This window comes from Parageobacillus toebii NBRC 107807, assembly GCF_003688615.2.
Taxonomy (GTDB): Bacteria; Bacillota; Bacilli; order Bacillales; family Anoxybacillaceae; genus Parageobacillus_B; species Parageobacillus_B toebii.
The window spans coordinates 1,785,063-1,801,928 of record NZ_CP049703.1; the positions used below are offsets into that span (position 1 = coordinate 1,785,063).

20 protein-coding genes and 1 pseudogene are annotated in these 16,866 nt (G+C 40.4%); 14 read left to right on the plus strand and 7 right to left on the minus strand.

Annotated elements, in window-relative coordinates:
* Position 1 precedes the first annotated feature (1 nt).
* Positions 2-976, plus strand: coding sequence for a quinone oxidoreductase family protein (locus DER53_RS09220; protein WP_062753562.1), 975 nt, complete (start codon positions 2-4; stop codon positions 974-976).
* Between the two features lie 36 nt (positions 977-1,012).
* Here the strand turns inward: DER53_RS09220 and DER53_RS09225 are convergent, their stop codons facing one another.
* Together DER53_RS09225 and DER53_RS09230 are read right to left on the minus strand one after the other, a co-directional pair.
* Positions 1,013-2,161 (minus strand): aminotransferase A, encoded by a 1,149-nt coding sequence (locus DER53_RS09225; protein ID WP_062678313.1) that lies wholly within the window; start codon positions 2,159-2,161, stop codon positions 1,013-1,015.
* A 186-nt stretch (positions 2,162-2,347) separates the two neighbouring features.
* On the minus strand, positions 2,348-2,575 hold the full coding sequence (locus DER53_RS09230; RefSeq protein WP_015863274.1) for an IDEAL domain-containing protein: 228 nt from the start codon (positions 2,573-2,575) through the stop codon (positions 2,348-2,350).
* Between the two features lie 200 nt (positions 2,576-2,775).
* Between DER53_RS09230 and corA the strand changes: the two genes are divergently transcribed.
* The 4 genes from corA (at position 2,776) to DER53_RS09250 (ending at position 6,153) form a co-directional block, all read left to right on the plus strand.
* Positions 2,776-3,753: a magnesium/cobalt transporter CorA gene (gene corA, locus DER53_RS09235; RefSeq protein WP_062678312.1), complete on the plus strand. Its 978-nt coding sequence runs from the start codon at positions 2,776-2,778 to the stop codon at positions 3,751-3,753.
* 72 nt (positions 3,754-3,825) lie between these two features.
* Positions 3,826-4,380 carry a TIGR00725 family protein gene (locus DER53_RS09240; protein WP_015863276.1) on the plus strand — a complete coding sequence of 185 codons (555 nt, stop codon included), beginning with the start codon at positions 3,826-3,828 and terminating at the stop codon, positions 4,378-4,380.
* A 79-nt stretch (positions 4,381-4,459) separates the two neighbouring features.
* Entirely contained in the window at positions 4,460-5,110 is a 651-nt protein-coding gene (locus DER53_RS09245; protein ID WP_062753560.1) for a glycoside hydrolase domain-containing protein, read from the plus strand.
* Positions 5,111-5,247: 137 nt separating this feature from the next.
* Positions 5,248-6,153 (plus strand): chemotaxis protein, encoded by a 906-nt coding sequence (locus tag DER53_RS09250; protein ID WP_062753558.1) that lies wholly within the window; start codon positions 5,248-5,250, stop codon positions 6,151-6,153.
* 164 nt (positions 6,154-6,317) lie between these two features.
* Here DER53_RS09250 and DER53_RS09255 read toward each other — a convergent pair whose 3' ends face one another.
* Together DER53_RS09255 and DER53_RS09260 are read right to left on the minus strand one after the other, a co-directional pair.
* Complete coding sequence (locus DER53_RS09255) at positions 6,318-6,752, minus strand: YkyB family protein (RefSeq protein WP_015863279.1); 435 nt, start codon at positions 6,750-6,752, stop codon at positions 6,318-6,320.
* A 144-nt stretch (positions 6,753-6,896) separates the two neighbouring features.
* Positions 6,897-7,781, minus strand: a complete 885-nt coding sequence (locus DER53_RS09260; RefSeq protein ID WP_062753556.1) for a metallophosphoesterase — start codon at positions 7,779-7,781, stop codon at positions 6,897-6,899.
* 147 nt (positions 7,782-7,928) lie between these two features.
* Here DER53_RS09260 and fadH point away from each other — a divergent pair, with 147 nt between their 5' ends.
* The 9 genes and pseudogenes from fadH to DER53_RS09305 all read left to right on the plus strand — a co-directional run.
* Positions 7,929-8,693 (plus strand): 2,4-dienoyl-CoA reductase, encoded by a 765-nt coding sequence (fadH, locus tag DER53_RS09265; RefSeq protein ID WP_015863281.1) that lies wholly within the window; start codon positions 7,929-7,931, stop codon positions 8,691-8,693.
* A gap of 314 nt (positions 8,694-9,007) precedes the next feature.
* Positions 9,008-10,225: an EAL domain-containing protein gene (locus tag DER53_RS09270; protein ID WP_062678308.1), complete on the plus strand. Its 1,218-nt coding sequence runs from the start codon at positions 9,008-9,010 to the stop codon at positions 10,223-10,225.
* Between the two features lie 53 nt (positions 10,226-10,278).
* Entirely contained in the window at positions 10,279-10,509 is a 231-nt protein-coding gene (locus DER53_RS09275) for a hypothetical protein (RefSeq protein WP_062753554.1), read from the plus strand.
* Between the two features lie 215 nt (positions 10,510-10,724).
* Positions 10,725-10,931: an antirepressor AbbA gene (abbA, locus tag DER53_RS09280; RefSeq protein WP_015863284.1), complete on the plus strand. Its 207-nt coding sequence runs from the start codon at positions 10,725-10,727 to the stop codon at positions 10,929-10,931.
* 106 nt (positions 10,932-11,037) lie between these two features.
* Positions 11,038-11,502 (plus strand): cyclic-di-AMP-binding protein CbpB, encoded by a 465-nt coding sequence (cbpB, locus tag DER53_RS09285; protein WP_062753552.1) that lies wholly within the window; start codon positions 11,038-11,040, stop codon positions 11,500-11,502.
* A gap of 370 nt (positions 11,503-11,872) precedes the next feature.
* Positions 11,873-12,583, plus strand: a complete 711-nt coding sequence (gene dapD / locus DER53_RS09290; protein ID WP_062753551.1) for a 2,3,4,5-tetrahydropyridine-2,6-dicarboxylate N-acetyltransferase — start codon at positions 11,873-11,875, stop codon at positions 12,581-12,583.
* Between the two features lie 65 nt (positions 12,584-12,648).
* Positions 12,649-13,779, plus strand: coding sequence for an N-acetyldiaminopimelate deacetylase (locus tag DER53_RS09295; protein WP_015863287.1), 1,131 nt, complete (start codon positions 12,649-12,651; stop codon positions 13,777-13,779).
* Between the two features lie 59 nt (positions 13,780-13,838).
* Positions 13,839-14,081 (plus strand): YkuS family protein, encoded by a 243-nt coding sequence (locus tag DER53_RS09300; RefSeq protein ID WP_062753549.1) that lies wholly within the window; start codon positions 13,839-13,841, stop codon positions 14,079-14,081.
* Between the two features lie 74 nt (positions 14,082-14,155).
* Positions 14,156-14,441 (plus strand): annotated as a pseudogene (locus DER53_RS09305) (thioredoxin domain-containing protein); the annotation flags it as partial.
* A gap of 89 nt (positions 14,442-14,530) precedes the next feature.
* Here the strand turns inward: DER53_RS09305 and rnjA are convergent.
* The 3 genes from rnjA to DER53_RS09320 form a co-directional block, all read right to left on the minus strand.
* Positions 14,531-16,198, minus strand: a complete 1,668-nt coding sequence (gene rnjA, locus DER53_RS09310; protein WP_062753547.1) for a ribonuclease J1 — start codon at positions 16,196-16,198, stop codon at positions 14,531-14,533.
* Positions 16,199-16,200: 2 nt separating this feature from the next.
* On the minus strand, positions 16,201-16,410 hold the full coding sequence (locus DER53_RS09315) for a DNA-dependent RNA polymerase subunit epsilon (RefSeq protein ID WP_015863290.1): 210 nt from the start codon (positions 16,408-16,410) through the stop codon (positions 16,201-16,203).
* Between the two features lie 159 nt (positions 16,411-16,569).
* Positions 16,570-16,707, minus strand: coding sequence for a hypothetical protein (locus DER53_RS09320; RefSeq protein WP_167317822.1), 138 nt, complete (start codon positions 16,705-16,707; stop codon positions 16,570-16,572).
* Positions 16,708-16,866 lie beyond the last annotated feature (159 nt).

The window sequence follows — 16,866 nt, forward strand, 5'->3', positions numbered from 1 at the left end:
GATGAAAGTTGTCCAATTTACAAAATATGGAGATCCGGAAGTGCTGGAAATGGTTGAGATGGAACGCCCGATTCCAACCGGACGTCGCGTGCTTATAAAAGTGGAAGCGATTGGAGTAAACTATGCGGACACCGCACGTCGGGAAGGACATTATGTCGTTCCGACTCCGCTTCCGTTTATACCAGGAGCGGAAGTGGCTGGAGTCGTGAGCGAAGTCGGCGAAGATGTTACCTCTGTTCATATCGGGCAGCGTGTCGTTGCGTTAATCGAATCAGGTGGGTATGCTGAATATGTCAACGTAGATGAGCGTGGAGTGATTCCTATTCCCGATGAACTTGATTTTCAGCAGGCAGTTGCTCTTCCTGTTCAAGGATTAAGCGCGTACCATATTTTAAAAACGATGGGCCGTTTAGAAGAAGGAGAGACGGTATTGATTCATGCTGCGGCAGGGGGAGTTGGAACGCTCGCTGTTCAGCTTGCGAAAATTTTTCGTGCCGGAAACATTATCGCTACGGCTAGCACCAAAGAGAAAAGAGCACTTGCTAAACAGCTTGGAGCGGATGCAACAATCGATTATACCAAAGAAGGATGGAAGGACGAGGTTCTTGAATATACGAACGGAAAAGGAGTAGATGTGGCGTTAGAGATGGCAGGAGGAGATATTTTTCACCAGACGCTCGATTGTTTAGCTCCATTTGGACGGCTTGTGGTTTATGGTGTGGCGAGCGGTCAATTTACACGCATGAATCCAGCGCGTCTGATGGGAAAAAATTTATCTGTCATCGGCTTCTTTTTGCCGCAAATAATGAGAAAATCAGAGTTGTATCAACAAAGTTTGCAAGAATTATTGACCTATGTTCAAACAGGAAAACTGATATTGGCGATTGGCGGTGTTTATCCGCTCGAGCAAGCGGCTGAAGTACATCGTCTTCTTCAATCACGAAAAACGCATGGAAAGCTCATCCTTGTTCCATAGGGAAAGAAGAAAACAGTGAGTACGGTCAACAAGTACTCACTGTTTTTCTTTGAGATATCGTTCTAGACGATCTAGCCCTTTCTTAAGGGTATCTAGTGAATAAGCATAAGAAAGGCGTACATATCCTTCCCCATATTCGGAAAAGGCGCTGCCAGGAACGAGCGCGACACCAGCTTTATTCACAACATCAAGCGCAAAATCGAAAGACGATTGACCGAAAGCGGCGATAGATGGAAATAAGTAAAAGGCACCGCTCGGTTTTTCCACTTCCAGTCCCATTTTGATTAGACGATGGTAAGCATATTCCATTCGTTCTTTGTATTGGGAGCGCATCGTTTCCGCGTCATTTTTTCCTGCTGTTAAGGCGGCAAGCGCAGCTTTTTGAGACACAGATGATGTGCATGAGACGCTGTATTGGTGTACTTTGATCATATGTTTTGTAACGAAAGATGGAGCGAATACGAATCCGATCCGCCATCCTGTCATCGAGTGGGATTTGCTCAATCCATTAATAACGATTGTTTGTTCGCGCAACCATTTTGCGATCGAATGGTGTTCGCCATTATAAACGAGTTCGCTATAAATTTCGTCTGAGACAATCCAAATTGGCCGCCCCTTTACTAGCTCGGCGATTTTCTGAAGTTCTTGTTCGGACAGAGTGACTCCGGTAGGATTCGAAGGGTATGGGAGTACGATACAACGAGTCCGTTCATTTAAGTAAGGAGCAATTAATTCAGCAGATAGACGAAATCCGTTCGACCGTGTATCGACATAGACCGGTTTTGCTCCACATAATCGGATCAGCGGTTCGTATCCTGGATAAACAGGACCTGGCAAAATTACTTCTGTTTCTTCTTCTAAAATGGTGCGAAATGTAATGTCAAGCGCTTGGCTTGCTCCAACGGTGACAATTACTTCGTCAGAATCGTAATATAACCCGTATTTTTCAAGAATAAAATCACATGCAGCTTGGCGCAGTTCAAGAAAACCAGCGTTATGCGTATACGTTGTAAAATTATCTGTAATTGCCTCTTTTCCTGCTTCTTTTATATGTTCAGGAGTGGGAAAATCCGGCTGCCCAATCGTTAGTGAAATCAAATCGGGACGGTTGGCAACCATGTTAAAAAATCTACGAATACCGGATATTTCAATATTTTTTACACGTGAATGTATAAGATGTTCCACCGATTGCTCATCCTTCCGTTATCATCGTTTGATCACATTTTATCATGTTTGACGATTGGATGAGAATGGGGAAAAATAAAAGTGAGCCGCCTCCATTTTTCTTTAATAAATTTTGGAAGAAGCGGCTCACCTTATTATTTGACCATATGACTCAGACGTTTCACACTCGAACATTTTTCTCTCCTCTTAAGCACCATGTTTTTTTAGAAGCTCATTATATTGTGCGGAAAGTTCTAAAAAGAGTGGCTTATTTCGCGTCATAAGCGCTTCGTCAATCTTTTCCATCAGTTTTTGTTTTTGAAACTGGAATATTGCTTGTTGTAATATTTTTTCCGCCAGCGGGCCATAATTACTTTTTTCTTCCATTTGGCCAGGTAAAATAGCACCTTCGTGAGGATATTGTTTTTCGTACATATGTGATTCCTCCCCTACTTGGGAACGATAAGTTCCCTTTTTTATATTATCTTTGTTTTTGATCAAAAAGTAAAGAAAATTTTGATAAATATTCTTTAACATTTTCTACATCATGTATATCCCCTTTTTTGTTAGGATGAAGCCTATTTTCGGTTATCATATGTAGAGGAAAGTAGATTATAGATCGTAAGGTGATTCGCATGATTCGGACATGTGTCATTACAAAAGAATTTGAGGTTATCTATGATGTTCCGCTTTCATTTGTAAATAGTCCAGATGTTTCATGGTATTGGGTTGATTTTCATGAACCGACTGAGAATGAAGCAAAGTTGTTGGCTGATTTTTTCCACTTCCATCCTCTTGCGATTGAAGACTGTTTAGAATATGTACAACGCCCAAAGCTTGATTTTTATGATCGGTATTTATTTGTTGTTTTGCATGCCATTGATGGAAATTCGCTCGAAGCGGAGGAAGTCGATTTATTTGTTGGGCAAAATTTTGTCGTGTCTTTTCATAAACAATCGATTCATGCGGTGAATGAAGTATGGACACGAATCAAAAACGATGAAGATTTCCAGCAAGGACCGTTCCATGTGATGTACCGTATTATAGACAAGCTTGTCGATGACTATTTTCCTCCGATTTATCATATTGAAGATGTATTGAATGAATTAGAGGAAAACACAAACGATGAGGAGGTTCAAGACATTATCGAAAAAGTATTTGATATTCGCAGTGACTTATCGAAGCTAAGAAGAACGATTGTACCGATGCGCGATTTGCTATACCGAATTATTCATTCCGACCGTTTTCAGCGTATGAAGGAGCGCCAATTATATTTTCACGATATTTACGACCATCTGCTGAAACTGGCGGAAATGATTGAAACAAATCGCGAAATTACGTCTGATATACGTGATAGTTATTTGTCGCTTACCTCGAACCAGATGAATACGATTATGATGACATTAACAGTAATTACGACGATTTTTATGCCATTAACGTTCATTGCCGGTATTTATGGAATGAACTTTGATAATATGCCGGAATTGCATTGGAAATACGGTTATTTTATGGTTCTTGGGGTGATGGCGGTCATTACGATTTTGATGTTTTTTTGGTTTAAACGGAACGGTTGGTTCCGATTTCTTAAAAATAATTATAAAGATAAGGAATGATGGAAACGTCTGATTGAATCTTACACTGCGTATAAATGGAATTAAGGACAAAGTATGCGAAGGAGAGATAAAATGAAGCGAATTGCTGTTATTGGGCAGTCAGGAGAAATTCCCGATGAGGTACGACATGTTGCGGAGGAAGTAGGGGCGGAAATTGCGAAGCGAAATGCCGTTTTATTAACAGGCGGGGGAAGCGGTGTGATGGAAGCGGCATCGAAAGGAGCGAAAGAAGCGGGAGGACTTGTTATTGGCATCTTAGCTGGAGATCGTATTGATGTTGCAAATGATTATATCGATATCCCCATTACAACAGGTCTTCATTTTGATTTCCGCAGTCTTATTCTTGTTCATTCTTCTGATGCGCTGATTATGATTCGTGGCGGAAACGGAACATTGGGCGAGTTATCCGCGGCATATATGAATAAAAAGCCGGTTATTATTATCGAAACGACTGGCGGTTGGGCAACGAAAATAAAAGAAGTTGCTTATGAAGGCGGCTATTTAGATGAACGGCGTACGGTGGAAATCGCGTTTTGCCATTCGGCCAAGGAAGCGGTAGAACTTGCTTTTCAACGAATCGAAGCGCCGATCGATATAACAAGAAATACAGGACGAATAGGCGATTAATCGATGTGAACGATTGTATGAAACAGGCAGTAAGCTTCATATATATGGCAGAGAGAACATTATGGAAAGGGGGAAGCTGATGGCAAAAGGTGTTTGGGGTGTCGATTCTGCGCAAGCAGTAACGGAAAAGTTGTTTCAAGGTGTGAAAAATGAACTTGGCTACCCAAAATTTTGGGGGCGGTATTTAACCAATGTTCCGAATGTTTCCGACGGTTTAACCAAAGAGGAAATTACACGTTTAAGAAATTACGGGATTAAAGTGATGCCTGTTTATAATGCGTTTCGTGAGGCTGTAGGATATGCAAACGGACAAGTGGCGGCACGCAATGCAGTATTCCATGCGCGGCGTCTCGGCATTCCAGCAAATAAAGTATTATTTGCAAACATCGAAGATTTTTTTTCGGTCGATGCATCATGGATTGTAGCATGGGTGGAGACGATGCATCCGACAGGTTATCGTCCAGGGGTGTATGCTGACCCGACAAAAGGCGATTTTGCTAGTGCTTATTGTGAGGCGATCCAGGCAAATAACCAAGTCGCTGTACAAACCATCATTTGGAGTTCGGCGCCAAGACCAGGGACGACAAAAGAACAAAAAGCGCCGAAATATCAGCCGGCAGCCCCGAATTGTAAAGCGAACGTTTGGGTTTGGCAGTACGGCCGTGATGCAGCATCATTTCCGGTTGATACGAATTTAGCCGATCGCAGATTGCTTGATTTTTTATATTAAAGTTTTAAGGTTGCAGTAGAAAAGACTGCAACCATTTTTTATAAATTGCAAAACAAATATAAAAAATATTGGTTCTTTATGCATTCAGCAATATAATAAAATATAGACCATATTAAATAGGAAGGACGTAGCGGCAAATGGAAGAAAGATCAAGTATTTTATTGGAAAGTGGTACGAACGAACTAGAAATAGTGGAGTTTTTGATTGCAACTAATCGTTTTGCCATCAATGTCATGAAAGTACGCGAAATTGTTAAGCCTGCCCCAATCACAAAAATTCCACACTCCCATCCGCATATTGAAGGGATTATTGAATTGCGCGGAGAGGTGCTTCCGGTTGTCGATTTAGCAAAAGTGCTTCATTTTCCACCTTCCGAAAACCCTGAGCACGATAAATTTATTGTCGCTGAGTTTAACCAACTAAAAGTTGTTTTTCATGTACATGATGTGACACGTATCCATCGGATTTCGTGGAAACAGATTGAAAAACCGTCACAAATGTATCAAGGGCTAGAAGCACAAATTATCGGTGTGGTGAAATTAGAGGGGCAAATGATTTTGCTGTTGGACTTTGAAAAAATTATTGCCGACATTAACCCAGACTTAGGAATAAACACACAGAAAATAAAAAATTTAGGGAACCGAGAACGTTCACAAAAAAAGATCATCGTGGCAGAAGATTCACCATTATTAAGGAAATTGCTGCAAGATACGTTAGCGGAGGCAGGATACGTATCGGTGGAGTTTTTCGAAAATGGGGAGGATGCTCTTCACTATTTACAATCGATTGCTGATACAGGAAAAGATATTGCGGATGAAGTGCAGCTTGTTATTACAGATATTGAAATGCCACAAATGGATGGGCATCATTTAACAAAGCGTATTCGCGAAGACGATAAGTTAAAGAAACTTCCTGTCATTATTTTTTCTTCTCTTATTACCGATGATCTTCGTCACAAAGGAGAGAAAGTTGGAGTAACAGCGCAAGTAAGTAAACCAGAAATTGGTGAACTCGTCAACATGATTGATGCACATATCTTATGAATCAATGAGACAGGGAATTTTTCATTTATATATAAAGTGGATTATCGTGCATGATCGTTTCACAAAGTCTCTAAAATAATAAACAGCCAATTCAACGCGCAGAAGCCTCTTCGATGGAGATGATACAGCTCCCACCTCTAGATGTAAAGGTGGGAGAGATTCCATCAATAGCTTTCTCCAAGGCGTTTAAATACTGGTTTTTGATACGATTTTTTTTGTTTTGGTGGAATTGGTTTGATGCCTGTATATGTTTGTAACAGTGCTTTAGCTTTGGACAACGGCATTCTCGTTGCAGGATTGCGGTAAGAGTCATTAAGTGCTCCAAGATGCGGAAGGGTTGCGAAGTCTTCTTTTGTTGGAGGAATATGAAAATAATAATCGCCGACAGCGACAAGTACATCAGACTGCTGCTGGCTATATTTCGGATTGCGAGAAAAGTGTAAGCCAACTTTTTTCGCTTTTCCTTCTTGCAGCAATTTTTCAATTGCTTTTTTCTTAAGAAGGTATAGGAAAGATGGGTTTAACGCAGTTTTTGCGTGGCGGTTTACTGTAAAAATCGCTTTTGCTATGTTATCTATTGTCGGTTCTAACGGTTCCATTAGCACGTCTCCTTTTCATTATTGATTTAGTTTAATTATACAACATGAACATATGTTTGCAAAACAGCTTTTTTGCTTGCTTTGTTTTTTATGATAGAAAAGGACGGTTGGAATACGCCGCATAACCATTTTTGGCGGCTTTCTTTATAAACCGTCCTGTTGTTTTTCTAATACTTGGTGTTGCAATGTAAAGACAGTCAATTCGGGCGGTGAAAGAAATCGGAGTGGTATTCTTGTTGTTCCAAGTCCACGGTTTACATATAGTGTTAAATGATGAATTTGATAAAATCCTTCATAATATGTTTCTGAAAGCGGCGGAGTGATAAGCGGTCCGATGAAAGGAAGCTGGACTTGCCCGCCATGACTATGTCCTGATAGCTGTAGATGAACTGGATGACGGCTCATTTGCATGGCACCATCCGGTTCATGCAGCAACGCGATGGTATAAGTCGAATCAGGAATGGATTTTACCATTTCAGAAAAATTTGGTTTACCGAGCATCATATCATCTACGCCGGCAATGGCGATGAAACTTTCGTTTTGTCGCTTAATGAGAACATGTTCATTGACAAGCATTTGAAATCCCGACTTTTCCATAATATGGCGGTATATATCTGTTCCATACCCACCGTGATCGTGGTTTCCGTAAATACTAAATTTTCCAAGTGGAGCACGAATGCGAGAAAGCTCGTTGGCAACTGCATCAATGTGTGGGTATTTGTTTGGCTCATCTAATAAATCTCCTGTAAACAACACGATATCTGGCTGCAATTCGTTAATTTTTTCGATTGTATAACGAAAGCGATTTAACCCGTAATAATGGCCTAAATGAACGTCGCTAAACTGCAAAAGTTTCGTTCCAGTAAACTCTTTCGGAATAAGCGGGTGAGAAATAATATGATGGGTAACGGTTAATTTTTCTGGTTCAATAAAACGAGCGTAACCATAACTGAATGAAGTTGCCAAAATTCCCCCAATGCCGGTGATCATCAATTTTTTTAAAAATGTTCGCCGATTCATCCGTTTCATAATGTGCCGTCCTTTCACAATAGCTTTATTATAATGGAAAAAAGAAAAAGAGGACAATAGGGCAAAAATAATGTTAGAAAATTTCGTATATTTATAGTAAGATAGGAATGAATGAGTAATCAGTCATTTTTACAAAGGGGGAGAAGTATGAACGGAAAAGTAATCATTATTACTGGTGGTTCGAGCGGGATGGGAAAATATATGGCAAAACGGTTTGTGGCAGAAGGTGCGAATGTCGTTATTACGGGAAGACGGCTTGAAGCATTAGAAGAAGCGAAAAAAGAAATCGAATCTCCAAATGGAAAAGTTCTTCCGATTCAAATGGATGTACGTGATCCCGAATTAGTCGCTGAAATGGTAAAACGCACGGATGCGGAATTTGGCAAAATTGATGCACTCATTAACAATGCTGCTGGCAATTTTATTTGTCCTGCGGAGAAGCTATCGATTAATGGTTGGAATAGTGTGATTAATATCGTATTAAACGGTACATTTTACTGTAGCCGTGAGGTCGGAAATTATTGGATTAATAACGGTCAAAAAGGTTCCATTATCAATATAGTCGCTACATATGCTTGGAGAGCTGGTGCAGGTGTTATCCATTCCGCGTGTGCGAAAGCAGGAGTGTTGGCGATGACGAGGACGCTTGCGGTAGAATGGGGACGAAAATACGGGTTCCGCGTCAATGCGATCGCACCTGGGCCAATTGAGCGGACAGGAGGTGCGGAACGGCTTTGGGAATCAGAAGAAGCGGAAAGAAGAACCATTGAAAGTGTTCCATTAGGACGTCTCGGTACACCGGAAGAAATTGCTGCCCTTGCCGCATTTCTTCTTTCTGATGATGCCGCTTACATTAATGGGGAATGTATTACAATGGATGGCGGACAATGGCTCAACCAGCATCCATTTTAAAAAACGTAATATGTATGAGCGGTTTCCTAACATTAGGAAACCGCTCATGTTTTTATCAGATCGGTGCCATTTCATTCGACGCCATCTTTCCAAACCGATGAAAAACCTATCCACCATGGAAGTTTTTCAATATGAACCTCTCTTACCTACATTCCATTTAAGGCGGAGTTTTTTATCTTTATAAAAAAACTCCCAATTCTTCTTCCTCTTTGCTTCATTTCGAGGGGGGAGAAAAATGTTAAAAAAAGATATCGAAGGGAGCACGTATGATATAATATGACAAAGATGGTGTGTGTATAAAAGAGGTGAGCAGGATGGATGCATTAGATGTAATGGCGAATTTGCAAAATGTTTTTCCGTACTATCAAGCGATTTTTAGTGCAGATGAACATTGTGTGATTGGATATGAAGTGCTAGGAAGATACCAATCGGAAACGGGAGTTGTAAGTCTCGGTCCATTTTTTCGCGATGAAACAATACCGGAAGAGTTCCGTTTAGAAGTGGATGAAGTGGTAACAAAAAAAGCACTTGATTATTTTCTGTCCCTCGATGACTATACACTGCTTATTTTTTTAAATCGTGATGTAAATTTATTAATGCTTGACCGTGCTGAGTCATTTTTGCAGCTTCTTCTTCAATATGAAACAAGAGGATTGTCGTTAGAGCGCGTTGTGCTAGAAATTAATGAACACCATTTTAAGGGAGATTTACAGCAATTAAGTCATTTATTAACATATATTCGTACTTATGGAATTAAAATTGCGGTAGACAATATAGGTGAACATAGCAGTAACTTAGAGAGAATCGGGTTATTGTCACCTGATATTTTGAAAATTGATTTGCACCAATTGCGGACAACTTCCATGTATCAAGCGTATCAAGATGTGATTTATTCCATTTCTCTGCTCGCTCGTAAAATCGGAGCAACGCTTTTATATGAAGATATCGAAACGTCGTTTCAATTGCAATATGCGTGGCGAAACGGAGGACGTTATTACCAAGGGTATTATTTGGCGAAACCATCTGCCGAGCTAGTGCCGCGTGATATGTTGAAAGAGCGTCTGCGTCAAGAATGTCATCATTTTATTCAGCAAGAAAAGAAAAAATTAGAAACGCTTTATCGCATTTCTGAACAGTTTCAGAAACGATTGGCAACACTTTTGGCAAAATATAAGAAAGTATCTAATTTTGATGAACTTATTTCGCTTCTAGCTAATGAGCTAAACGATGTTTGTTTCCGCATTTATGTTTGTGATGAAGACGGGTTTCAACAGTCGGCGAATATGTTTAAGCGCAATGACTGCTGGGAATTGCAGCCGCAATATTACATGAAAAATTGGAGTTGGCGGCCATACTTTTTAGAGAATATTATTCGGATGCGTTCACGTAAACGCGGGATTCTTTCCGATTTATATGCAGATATCGAAACAGGGGAAACGATTCGTACGTATTCGTATCCAATTGACGATCGGCACTATTTATTTATCGATTTATCATATAGCTATTTATTTGAGCATGATGCTCATTATTAAAATGGTATAAAATTCTTTTCCTCGTGGCAAAGTAAGCATGAGGTGAAGAAACAATGGCACAGTTGACATTTACATTATCAATCATTGCAATTTTAATTGCTGTTATTGGGGGCGTATACACATTTCGTCTCGGGCGACAACAAAAATGGCAGGAGGAATTGGATGCTCCTATCCCCGAGAAGGTGCAAGAACATGTATTTTTGCGCAACCCAATTTTTTTGGCGTATATTTCGGCCGTCTTATTAGCTGCGATTGCGATTTTTTATTTGGCATTACGTTATTGATGAGTCAAAATGAGCAGTCCTATTAGGGAGTGCTCTTTTTTTTATGTTGATGATGCCAGATGATTGGTTTTACGAGCAGCAAGCAAAAAACGAATGATCAAAATCAAAATGCGCTTCGTTGTTATATGCCGGTGATATAAAGCTTTGGGAAATAAGACTTTTTTACGTGTTCAATGAATATATATTTAATTGAGTTTCCAAAGGGGGAATAAAAAATGGGAAAGCAATTACTTCAAACATTATCGCATGAAGAGCAAATATTGCTCCTAGATATTTTGTTTACGCAACAATACGCATTGGATCTTGTTAGTTGTGAACTTGCTGATATAGAAAATGGAGAAAAGCAAGTGGACGAAAAACGGTATCAACAACTTTTACGTTTATACGATCGGCTTCTTCAAGAAACATATGACTTTACGTAGTACTATCGCTTCAAAATAAGCGATAGTTCTTTTTAATAAGAAGACCACATTAAAATATGATAAACTGAAGAAGGGAAAACGCTAAAAGAGAAAGGCGGAAATAGGTATGACAAGTTTGGGGAACAATGAGTTTGCACATATGACAATTGCGCAATTTCTGATCCCTTCGGATAAAGTAGCACACGTTCAACTCGGAAACTATTTAGACCATGCATTATTAGTATTGACGAAAACTGGTTATTCCGCTATTCCTGTATTGGATACTTCATATAAACTTCATGGATTAATTAGTATGACGATGATAATGGACGCGATTTTAGGGTTGGAGCGCATTGAATTTGAACGATTGGAAACGATGAAAGTGGAGGAAGTGATGAATAAAGACATTCCCCGCCTTTTATTGGATGATGATGTTTTGAAAGGAATTGAAGTTATTGTAAATCACCCGTTTGTTTGCGTTGAAAATAAAGATGGGTATTTTGAAGGAATTTTTACAAGACGAGAAGTATTAAAGCGATTAAATAAACAGCTGCGGCAACTTAATCATTACCATAAATCATATGAAAAATAAGTTGCGCAAGAAGAAGGACCGTAATGGCATGCAATAGATTAGCAGCTGCTTTCGCTTTATTTTTTGCGCGACTCTTGCTATAAGCTCGTAAAGCTGGAAGCTTCCGCAAGTACAAGTCTTCTATGTAAGTTATTGAAAATTCTACTTCTTGTGATCCATTTTTTCGACTGCACTTATGCGTGACGAAGGCAAGTCATTGACTTGCCTTCGTCAGTCGAAAAATCTCTTGATAAAAAGCGCAAAGAACCAAATATCAAGTTGCATTTATATAGAAAGTGCTGCAAGATTCCATTTTATGAATTTATGCTTGTCACCATCATCTTTGTTTTGCTAAAGTAAGAAAATAAGAGCACAAAAGGAGGATGATGTCATGAAAATGATGGATGCGAATGAAATTATTTCTTTTATTCAAAACAGCAAAAAGTCAACACCTGTTAAAGTATACATAAAGGGAAGCCTTGAAGGAATTGATTTTGGTCCAAGTGCGAAAACGTTTATTACTGGAAATACTGGTGTTGTTTTTGGGGAATGGCAAGAAATTCAATCGGCATTGGAAGCCAATAAAGAAAAAATTGAAGACTATGTCATTGAAAATGATCGCCGCAATTCCGCGATTCCGCTTCTTGATTTGAAAGGAGTAAAAGCGCGCATTGAGCCAGGCGCCATTATTCGTGATCAAGTCGAAATTGGAGATAATGCGGTTATTATGATGGGTGCTGTCATTAATATCGGTGCCGTCATTGGTGAAGGAACGATGATTGATATGAACGCAGTGCTCGGCGGCCGCGCAACGGTCGGAAAGAATTGCCATGTTGGCGCTGGCGCTGTTTTAGCAGGTGTGATTGAGCCGCCTTCCGCTAAACCAGTGATCGTTGAAGACGATGTAGTGATTGGCGCAAATGCCGTTATTTTAGAAGGCGTTACGGTCGGCAAAGGCGCGGTCGTGGCCGCTGGCGCTATTGTCGTTGAAGATGTGCCGCCGTATACGGTTGTTGCTGGTGTGCCGGCGCGCGTAATTAAGCAAATTGATGAAAAAACAAGAGCAAAAACAGAAATTAAACAAGAACTTCGCCAGTTATAAACATAGCCAAACACAAAAGCTGTCCCATCTTTGGGCCAGCTCTTTTTTCAATGGAGGAGATAGAGATGTCATCAATCAGTCCGTTTGTGGCGATTCGCCGCGATTTGCATAAAATTCCCGAGTTAGGGTTCCAAGAATTTAAGACGCAGCAATATTTATTGCGTTACATTCATGCGTTGCCGCAAGAACGGCTGGAAATCCAAACGTGGAAAACCGGGATTTTTGTAAAAGTAAAAGGAACAGCTCCGCGAAAAATGATCGGCTACCGCACTGATATCGACGGCCTGCCGATTAAAGAGGAAACGGGATTGCCATACAGCTCGGAGCATGAAGGAAACATGCATGCGTGCGGGCACGATGTGCATATGAGCATCGCGCTTGGGCTGCTTACGCATTTTGCCGAGCATCCTATCCAAGATGACTTACTATTTATTTTCCAGCCGGCAGAGGAAGGACCAGGCGGTGCGAAACCAATGCTTGAAAGTGAGATTATGAAAGTATGGAAGCCGGATATGATACTTGCTTTACATATCGCCCCGGAATATCCGGTTGGCACGATTGCGACGAAAGAAGGATTGCTGTTTGCCAATACGTCGGAACTGTTTATTGATTTGAAAGGAAAAGGCGGGCATGCCGCATTTCCGCACTTGGCGAACGATATGGTTGTTGCTGCCTGCTCGCTTGTTACGCAGCTTCAGTCTATCGTTGCGCGCAATGTCGATCCGCTTGACAGTGCTGTTATTACAATTGGAAAAATTTCAGGCGGTACAGTACAAAATGTGATTGCAGAGCATGCGCGCTTGGAAGGAACGATTCGCACATTGTCGGTGGATTCGATGAAAAAAGTGAAAGAGCGGATTGAAGCGATGGTCAGTGGAATAAAAATGGCGTATCAATGCGAGGCGGAAATTGACTACGGTTCCATGTACCATCAAGTTTATAATGATCCGGAGTTAACGACGGAATTTATACAGTTTGCCGAAAATTATCAGGGGATTCGATTCATTCGCTGCAAAGAAGCGATGACCGGAGAAGACTTTGGGTATATGCTTGCAGAAATCCCAGGATTTATGTTTTGGCTTGGCGTCGATTCTCCCTATGGGTTGCATCATGCGAAGTTGACTCCAAACGAAGCGGCAATTGATCAGGGGATTTCGTTTTTAATATCGTACATTACGTGGAAAGGAAACAATTAATTTATTGTATAGTTCTACCTTCCTTAAGGCACATTATGTGTATGAGGAGGTGGATTGCTATGCCGAAAATTGGTGTAGAACATTCGTTAACAAGCGTACAAGAAGCATTAAAAGCGAAAGGATACGAAGTCATCCCGCTTCGAGGGGAAAATGATGCAAAGGGCTGTGATTGCTGCGTAATTACTGGCCAAGATGCTAATGTCATGGGGATTCAAAATACAGTTACAGCTGGCCCTGTGATCGAAGCGAGCGGTCTAACTGCAGAAGAAATTTGTCAAAAAGTTGAAGAAAAATTGCGCTAATGGCTGACGGGCTGTCCGTACCAACAGCCCGTTTTTTTATCGATGAGAATGAAAAGATAGCAACTGGTTCGAGCAAAGATAAACTCAATGTTGTTTCGGTTCATATGCCACGTTCGGAAAATGATTTAGACATAGAACTTGTCAAAAAAGTAGTGGAAGAACACGGCATTACGCAACCAATTTTAGTCGATAACGAACATAAAATTACAGATGCATTTTGAAAATCAATATGTTCCAGCTTATTATGTATTTGATGCCGAAGGAAAACTTCGCCATTTCCAAGCTGGCGGAAGCGGCATGAAAATGTTAGAAAAGCGTGTGAACCGTGTATTAGAAGAAAACGAAAAAACACAACAATAACGGGAGAAAGAGGAACGAAAGCACGATGATTTCGTTCCTTTTTTATTGCATTAAAACAGCTGTTCCGAAATAAGGGAACAGCTGTTTTATTATATTTCCATAATGATTGGCAAAATCATCGGTCTTCGTTTTGTTTTTTCGTATAAGAACGGAGCAAGCGTATCCGTAATTTCATTTTTGATTTCCGACCATTGATTGGTTTTGCGCTCGAGCACTTTTTCAAGATGTTTCGTAATGAGCGCTTGTGCATCGTTAATTAAATCACTAGATTCACGCATGTAGACAAATCCGCGCGAAATAATATCTGGACCAGCCGCGATTTTAAAATCTTTCATATTAATGCTTACAACAACAATGACAAGACCTTCTTCTGACAAAATTCGGCGGTCACGCAAGACGATGTTGCCGATGTCGCCGACGCCGCTGCCATCAATATAAACAGAACCGGACGGAATTTTGCCAACGATGCGAGCGTCATTTTCACTTAGTCCAAGCACTTCGCCATTATCCATGATAAAGCAATTTTCTTCTGGCACTCCACAATCGATCGCTAGCTTTGCATGCATTTTTTGCATGCGGTATTCTCCGTGAATCGGCATGAAATATTTCGGTTTCATCAAGCGAATCATTAATTTTTGTTCTTCTTGTCCACCGTGTCCAGATGTGTGAATATCGTTTAGCGGGCCATGAATGACTTCGGCGCCAGCGCGATAAAGCATATTAATCGTTCGATTTACACTTACCGTATTGCCCGGAATTGGGGAAGAAGAAAATACGACCGTATCGCCAGGAATAATTTGAATTTGCCGATGGGTGCCATTGGCGATGCGCGATAATGCTGCCATTGGCTCGCCTTGGCTGCCGGTACATAAAATTGTCACGCGATTGGCAGGAAGGCGGTTAATTTCGTTTGCATCCACAAAAGTATCTTTAGGACATTTAATGTAACCGAGCTCTTGTCCGATTTCAATCGCCGCCTCCATGCTTCTTCCGAATACAGCAATTTTTCGGTTGTTCATCACGGCTGCTTCCGTTACTTGCTGCAGCCGATGAATGTTGGAGGCAAATGTCGCAAAAATAATCCGTCCTTGCACTTTACGGAAAATATCATGTATGCTTTCCCCAACGCGACGTTCAGACATGGTGAAGTGTGGAATTTCACTATTCGTGCTGTCGGAAAGTAGACAAAGGACCCCTTTTTTGCCGATTTCCGCCATTTTGGTTAAGTTTGCAGGCTCACCGACCGGTGTAAAGTCGAACTTAAAGTCCCCTGTATGAACAATTTGTCCTACAGGTGTTTTGACAACAACTCCATAACTGTCAGGAATGCTGTGAGTTGTTCGGAAAAATGTCACCGCTGTTTTTTGAAAGCGAATGACATCGTCTTCGCGAATTTCAATAAGTTTCGCTTGTCGGAGAAGTCCATGCTCCTCAAGCTTGTTGCGGATTAACCCTAACGCTAATTTTCCGCCGTAGATTGGAATATTCACTTGCTTTAGCAAGTATGGAATTCCGCCAATATGATCCTCGTGCCCATGAGTAATAAATAATCCTTTTACTTTCTCTGCGTTTTTTACTAAATACGTGTAATCGGGAATGACATAATCAATTCCGAGCAGCTCATCTTCAGGAAATTTAATTCCTGCATCGATAACAATAATTTCATCTTGAAATTGTACGCCATATGTATTTTTCCCGATTTCACCTAATCCGCCGAGAGCAAATACGCCAACTTGATGATCACTTAAAAATTTCATACTCAAATCTCCAATACTTTAAAATCTGGATTTTTCTTTTCATATTCTAAATGAGCGCCCTCTAACGGCTGAATATACTCAATATTCATGGTGTGTCCTTGCAATTTTTGGCGTACTTCCCGTTCTGATTCCGCTTCAATATATAGCGTTTTTGTTTTTTCTCTCACAGGCACTTCATCAGGATTTTCTTGGTAAAACACTTTGAAAATCATTCTAAAACCTCTCCTTATGAACGATTATTTCTTTAACTTTTTTATTATATATAAAATAAGGGCAGTTTTCATGTTTTTTCATTTCATAACATAAAATACAGAAGGGGAATATAGGAAAAAAGCATTAGCTTTTACCATTTTTGACGAATTTTGATCCTTTCATTCGCATGTTTTTAGAAAGAAGCCCTTCATGAAAGAAGGGCTCTTATCGTAAACGGTTAGGCGATCGATTTTTTTCGGAGCAAATCTTTCCATTGTTGAAGAAGCTTTCTTTTCAGCTTTTTCAACATTTTTCATCACTCCTTACTTCTTATTGTACTCATTTCTTGGCGAAAGTAAATGTTCTTCCTATATTATATTATATGTTAACAAAGGCTTGTTTTTCGCGGATAAAAGTGGAATGAAGCCGAGAAGTGATTTGACATTTTCGGTTTTTTTCAGTACGGTAAGGGTGAA

Bases quoted from the DNA above. Each gene is read 5' to 3' on its own strand.
- DER53_RS09220 (WP_062753562.1), top strand. From the start codon at position 2: ATGAAAGTTGTCCAATTTACAAAATATGGAGATCCGGAAGTGCTGGAA.
- DER53_RS09230 (WP_015863274.1), bottom strand. From the start codon at position 2,575: ATGTACGAAAAACAATATCCTCACGAAGGTGCTATTTTACCTGGCCAA.
- corA (WP_062678312.1), top strand. From the start codon at position 2,776: ATGATTCGGACATGTGTCATTACAAAAGAATTTGAGGTTATCTATGAT.
- DER53_RS09240 (WP_015863276.1), top strand. From the start codon at position 3,826: ATGAAGCGAATTGCTGTTATTGGGCAGTCAGGAGAAATTCCCGATGAG.
- DER53_RS09245 (WP_062753560.1), top strand. From the start codon at position 4,460: ATGGCAAAAGGTGTTTGGGGTGTCGATTCTGCGCAAGCAGTAACGGAA.
- DER53_RS09250 (WP_062753558.1), top strand. From the start codon at position 5,248: ATGGAAGAAAGATCAAGTATTTTATTGGAAAGTGGTACGAACGAACTA.
- DER53_RS09255 (WP_015863279.1), bottom strand. From the start codon at position 6,752: ATGGAACCGTTAGAACCGACAATAGATAACATAGCAAAAGCGATTTTT.
- DER53_RS09260 (WP_062753556.1), bottom strand. From the start codon at position 7,781: ATGAAACGGATGAATCGGCGAACATTTTTAAAAAAATTGATGATCACC.
- fadH (WP_015863281.1), top strand. From the start codon at position 7,929: ATGAACGGAAAAGTAATCATTATTACTGGTGGTTCGAGCGGGATGGGA.
- DER53_RS09270 (WP_062678308.1), top strand. From the start codon at position 9,008: ATGGATGCATTAGATGTAATGGCGAATTTGCAAAATGTTTTTCCGTAC.
- DER53_RS09275 (WP_062753554.1), top strand. From the start codon at position 10,279: ATGGCACAGTTGACATTTACATTATCAATCATTGCAATTTTAATTGCT.
- abbA (WP_015863284.1), top strand. From the start codon at position 10,725: ATGGGAAAGCAATTACTTCAAACATTATCGCATGAAGAGCAAATATTG.
- cbpB (WP_062753552.1), top strand. From the start codon at position 11,038: ATGACAAGTTTGGGGAACAATGAGTTTGCACATATGACAATTGCGCAA.
- dapD (WP_062753551.1), top strand. From the start codon at position 11,873: ATGAAAATGATGGATGCGAATGAAATTATTTCTTTTATTCAAAACAGC.
- DER53_RS09295 (WP_015863287.1), top strand. From the start codon at position 12,649: ATGTCATCAATCAGTCCGTTTGTGGCGATTCGCCGCGATTTGCATAAA.
- DER53_RS09300 (WP_062753549.1), top strand. From the start codon at position 13,839: ATGCCGAAAATTGGTGTAGAACATTCGTTAACAAGCGTACAAGAAGCA.
- rnjA (WP_062753547.1), bottom strand. From the start codon at position 16,198: ATGAAATTTTTAAGTGATCATCAAGTTGGCGTATTTGCTCTCGGCGGA.
- DER53_RS09315 (WP_015863290.1), bottom strand. From the start codon at position 16,410: ATGATTTTCAAAGTGTTTTACCAAGAAAATCCTGATGAAGTGCCTGTG.
- DER53_RS09320 (WP_167317822.1), bottom strand. From the start codon at position 16,707: ATGAAAAATGTTGAAAAAGCTGAAAAGAAAGCTTCTTCAACAATGGAA.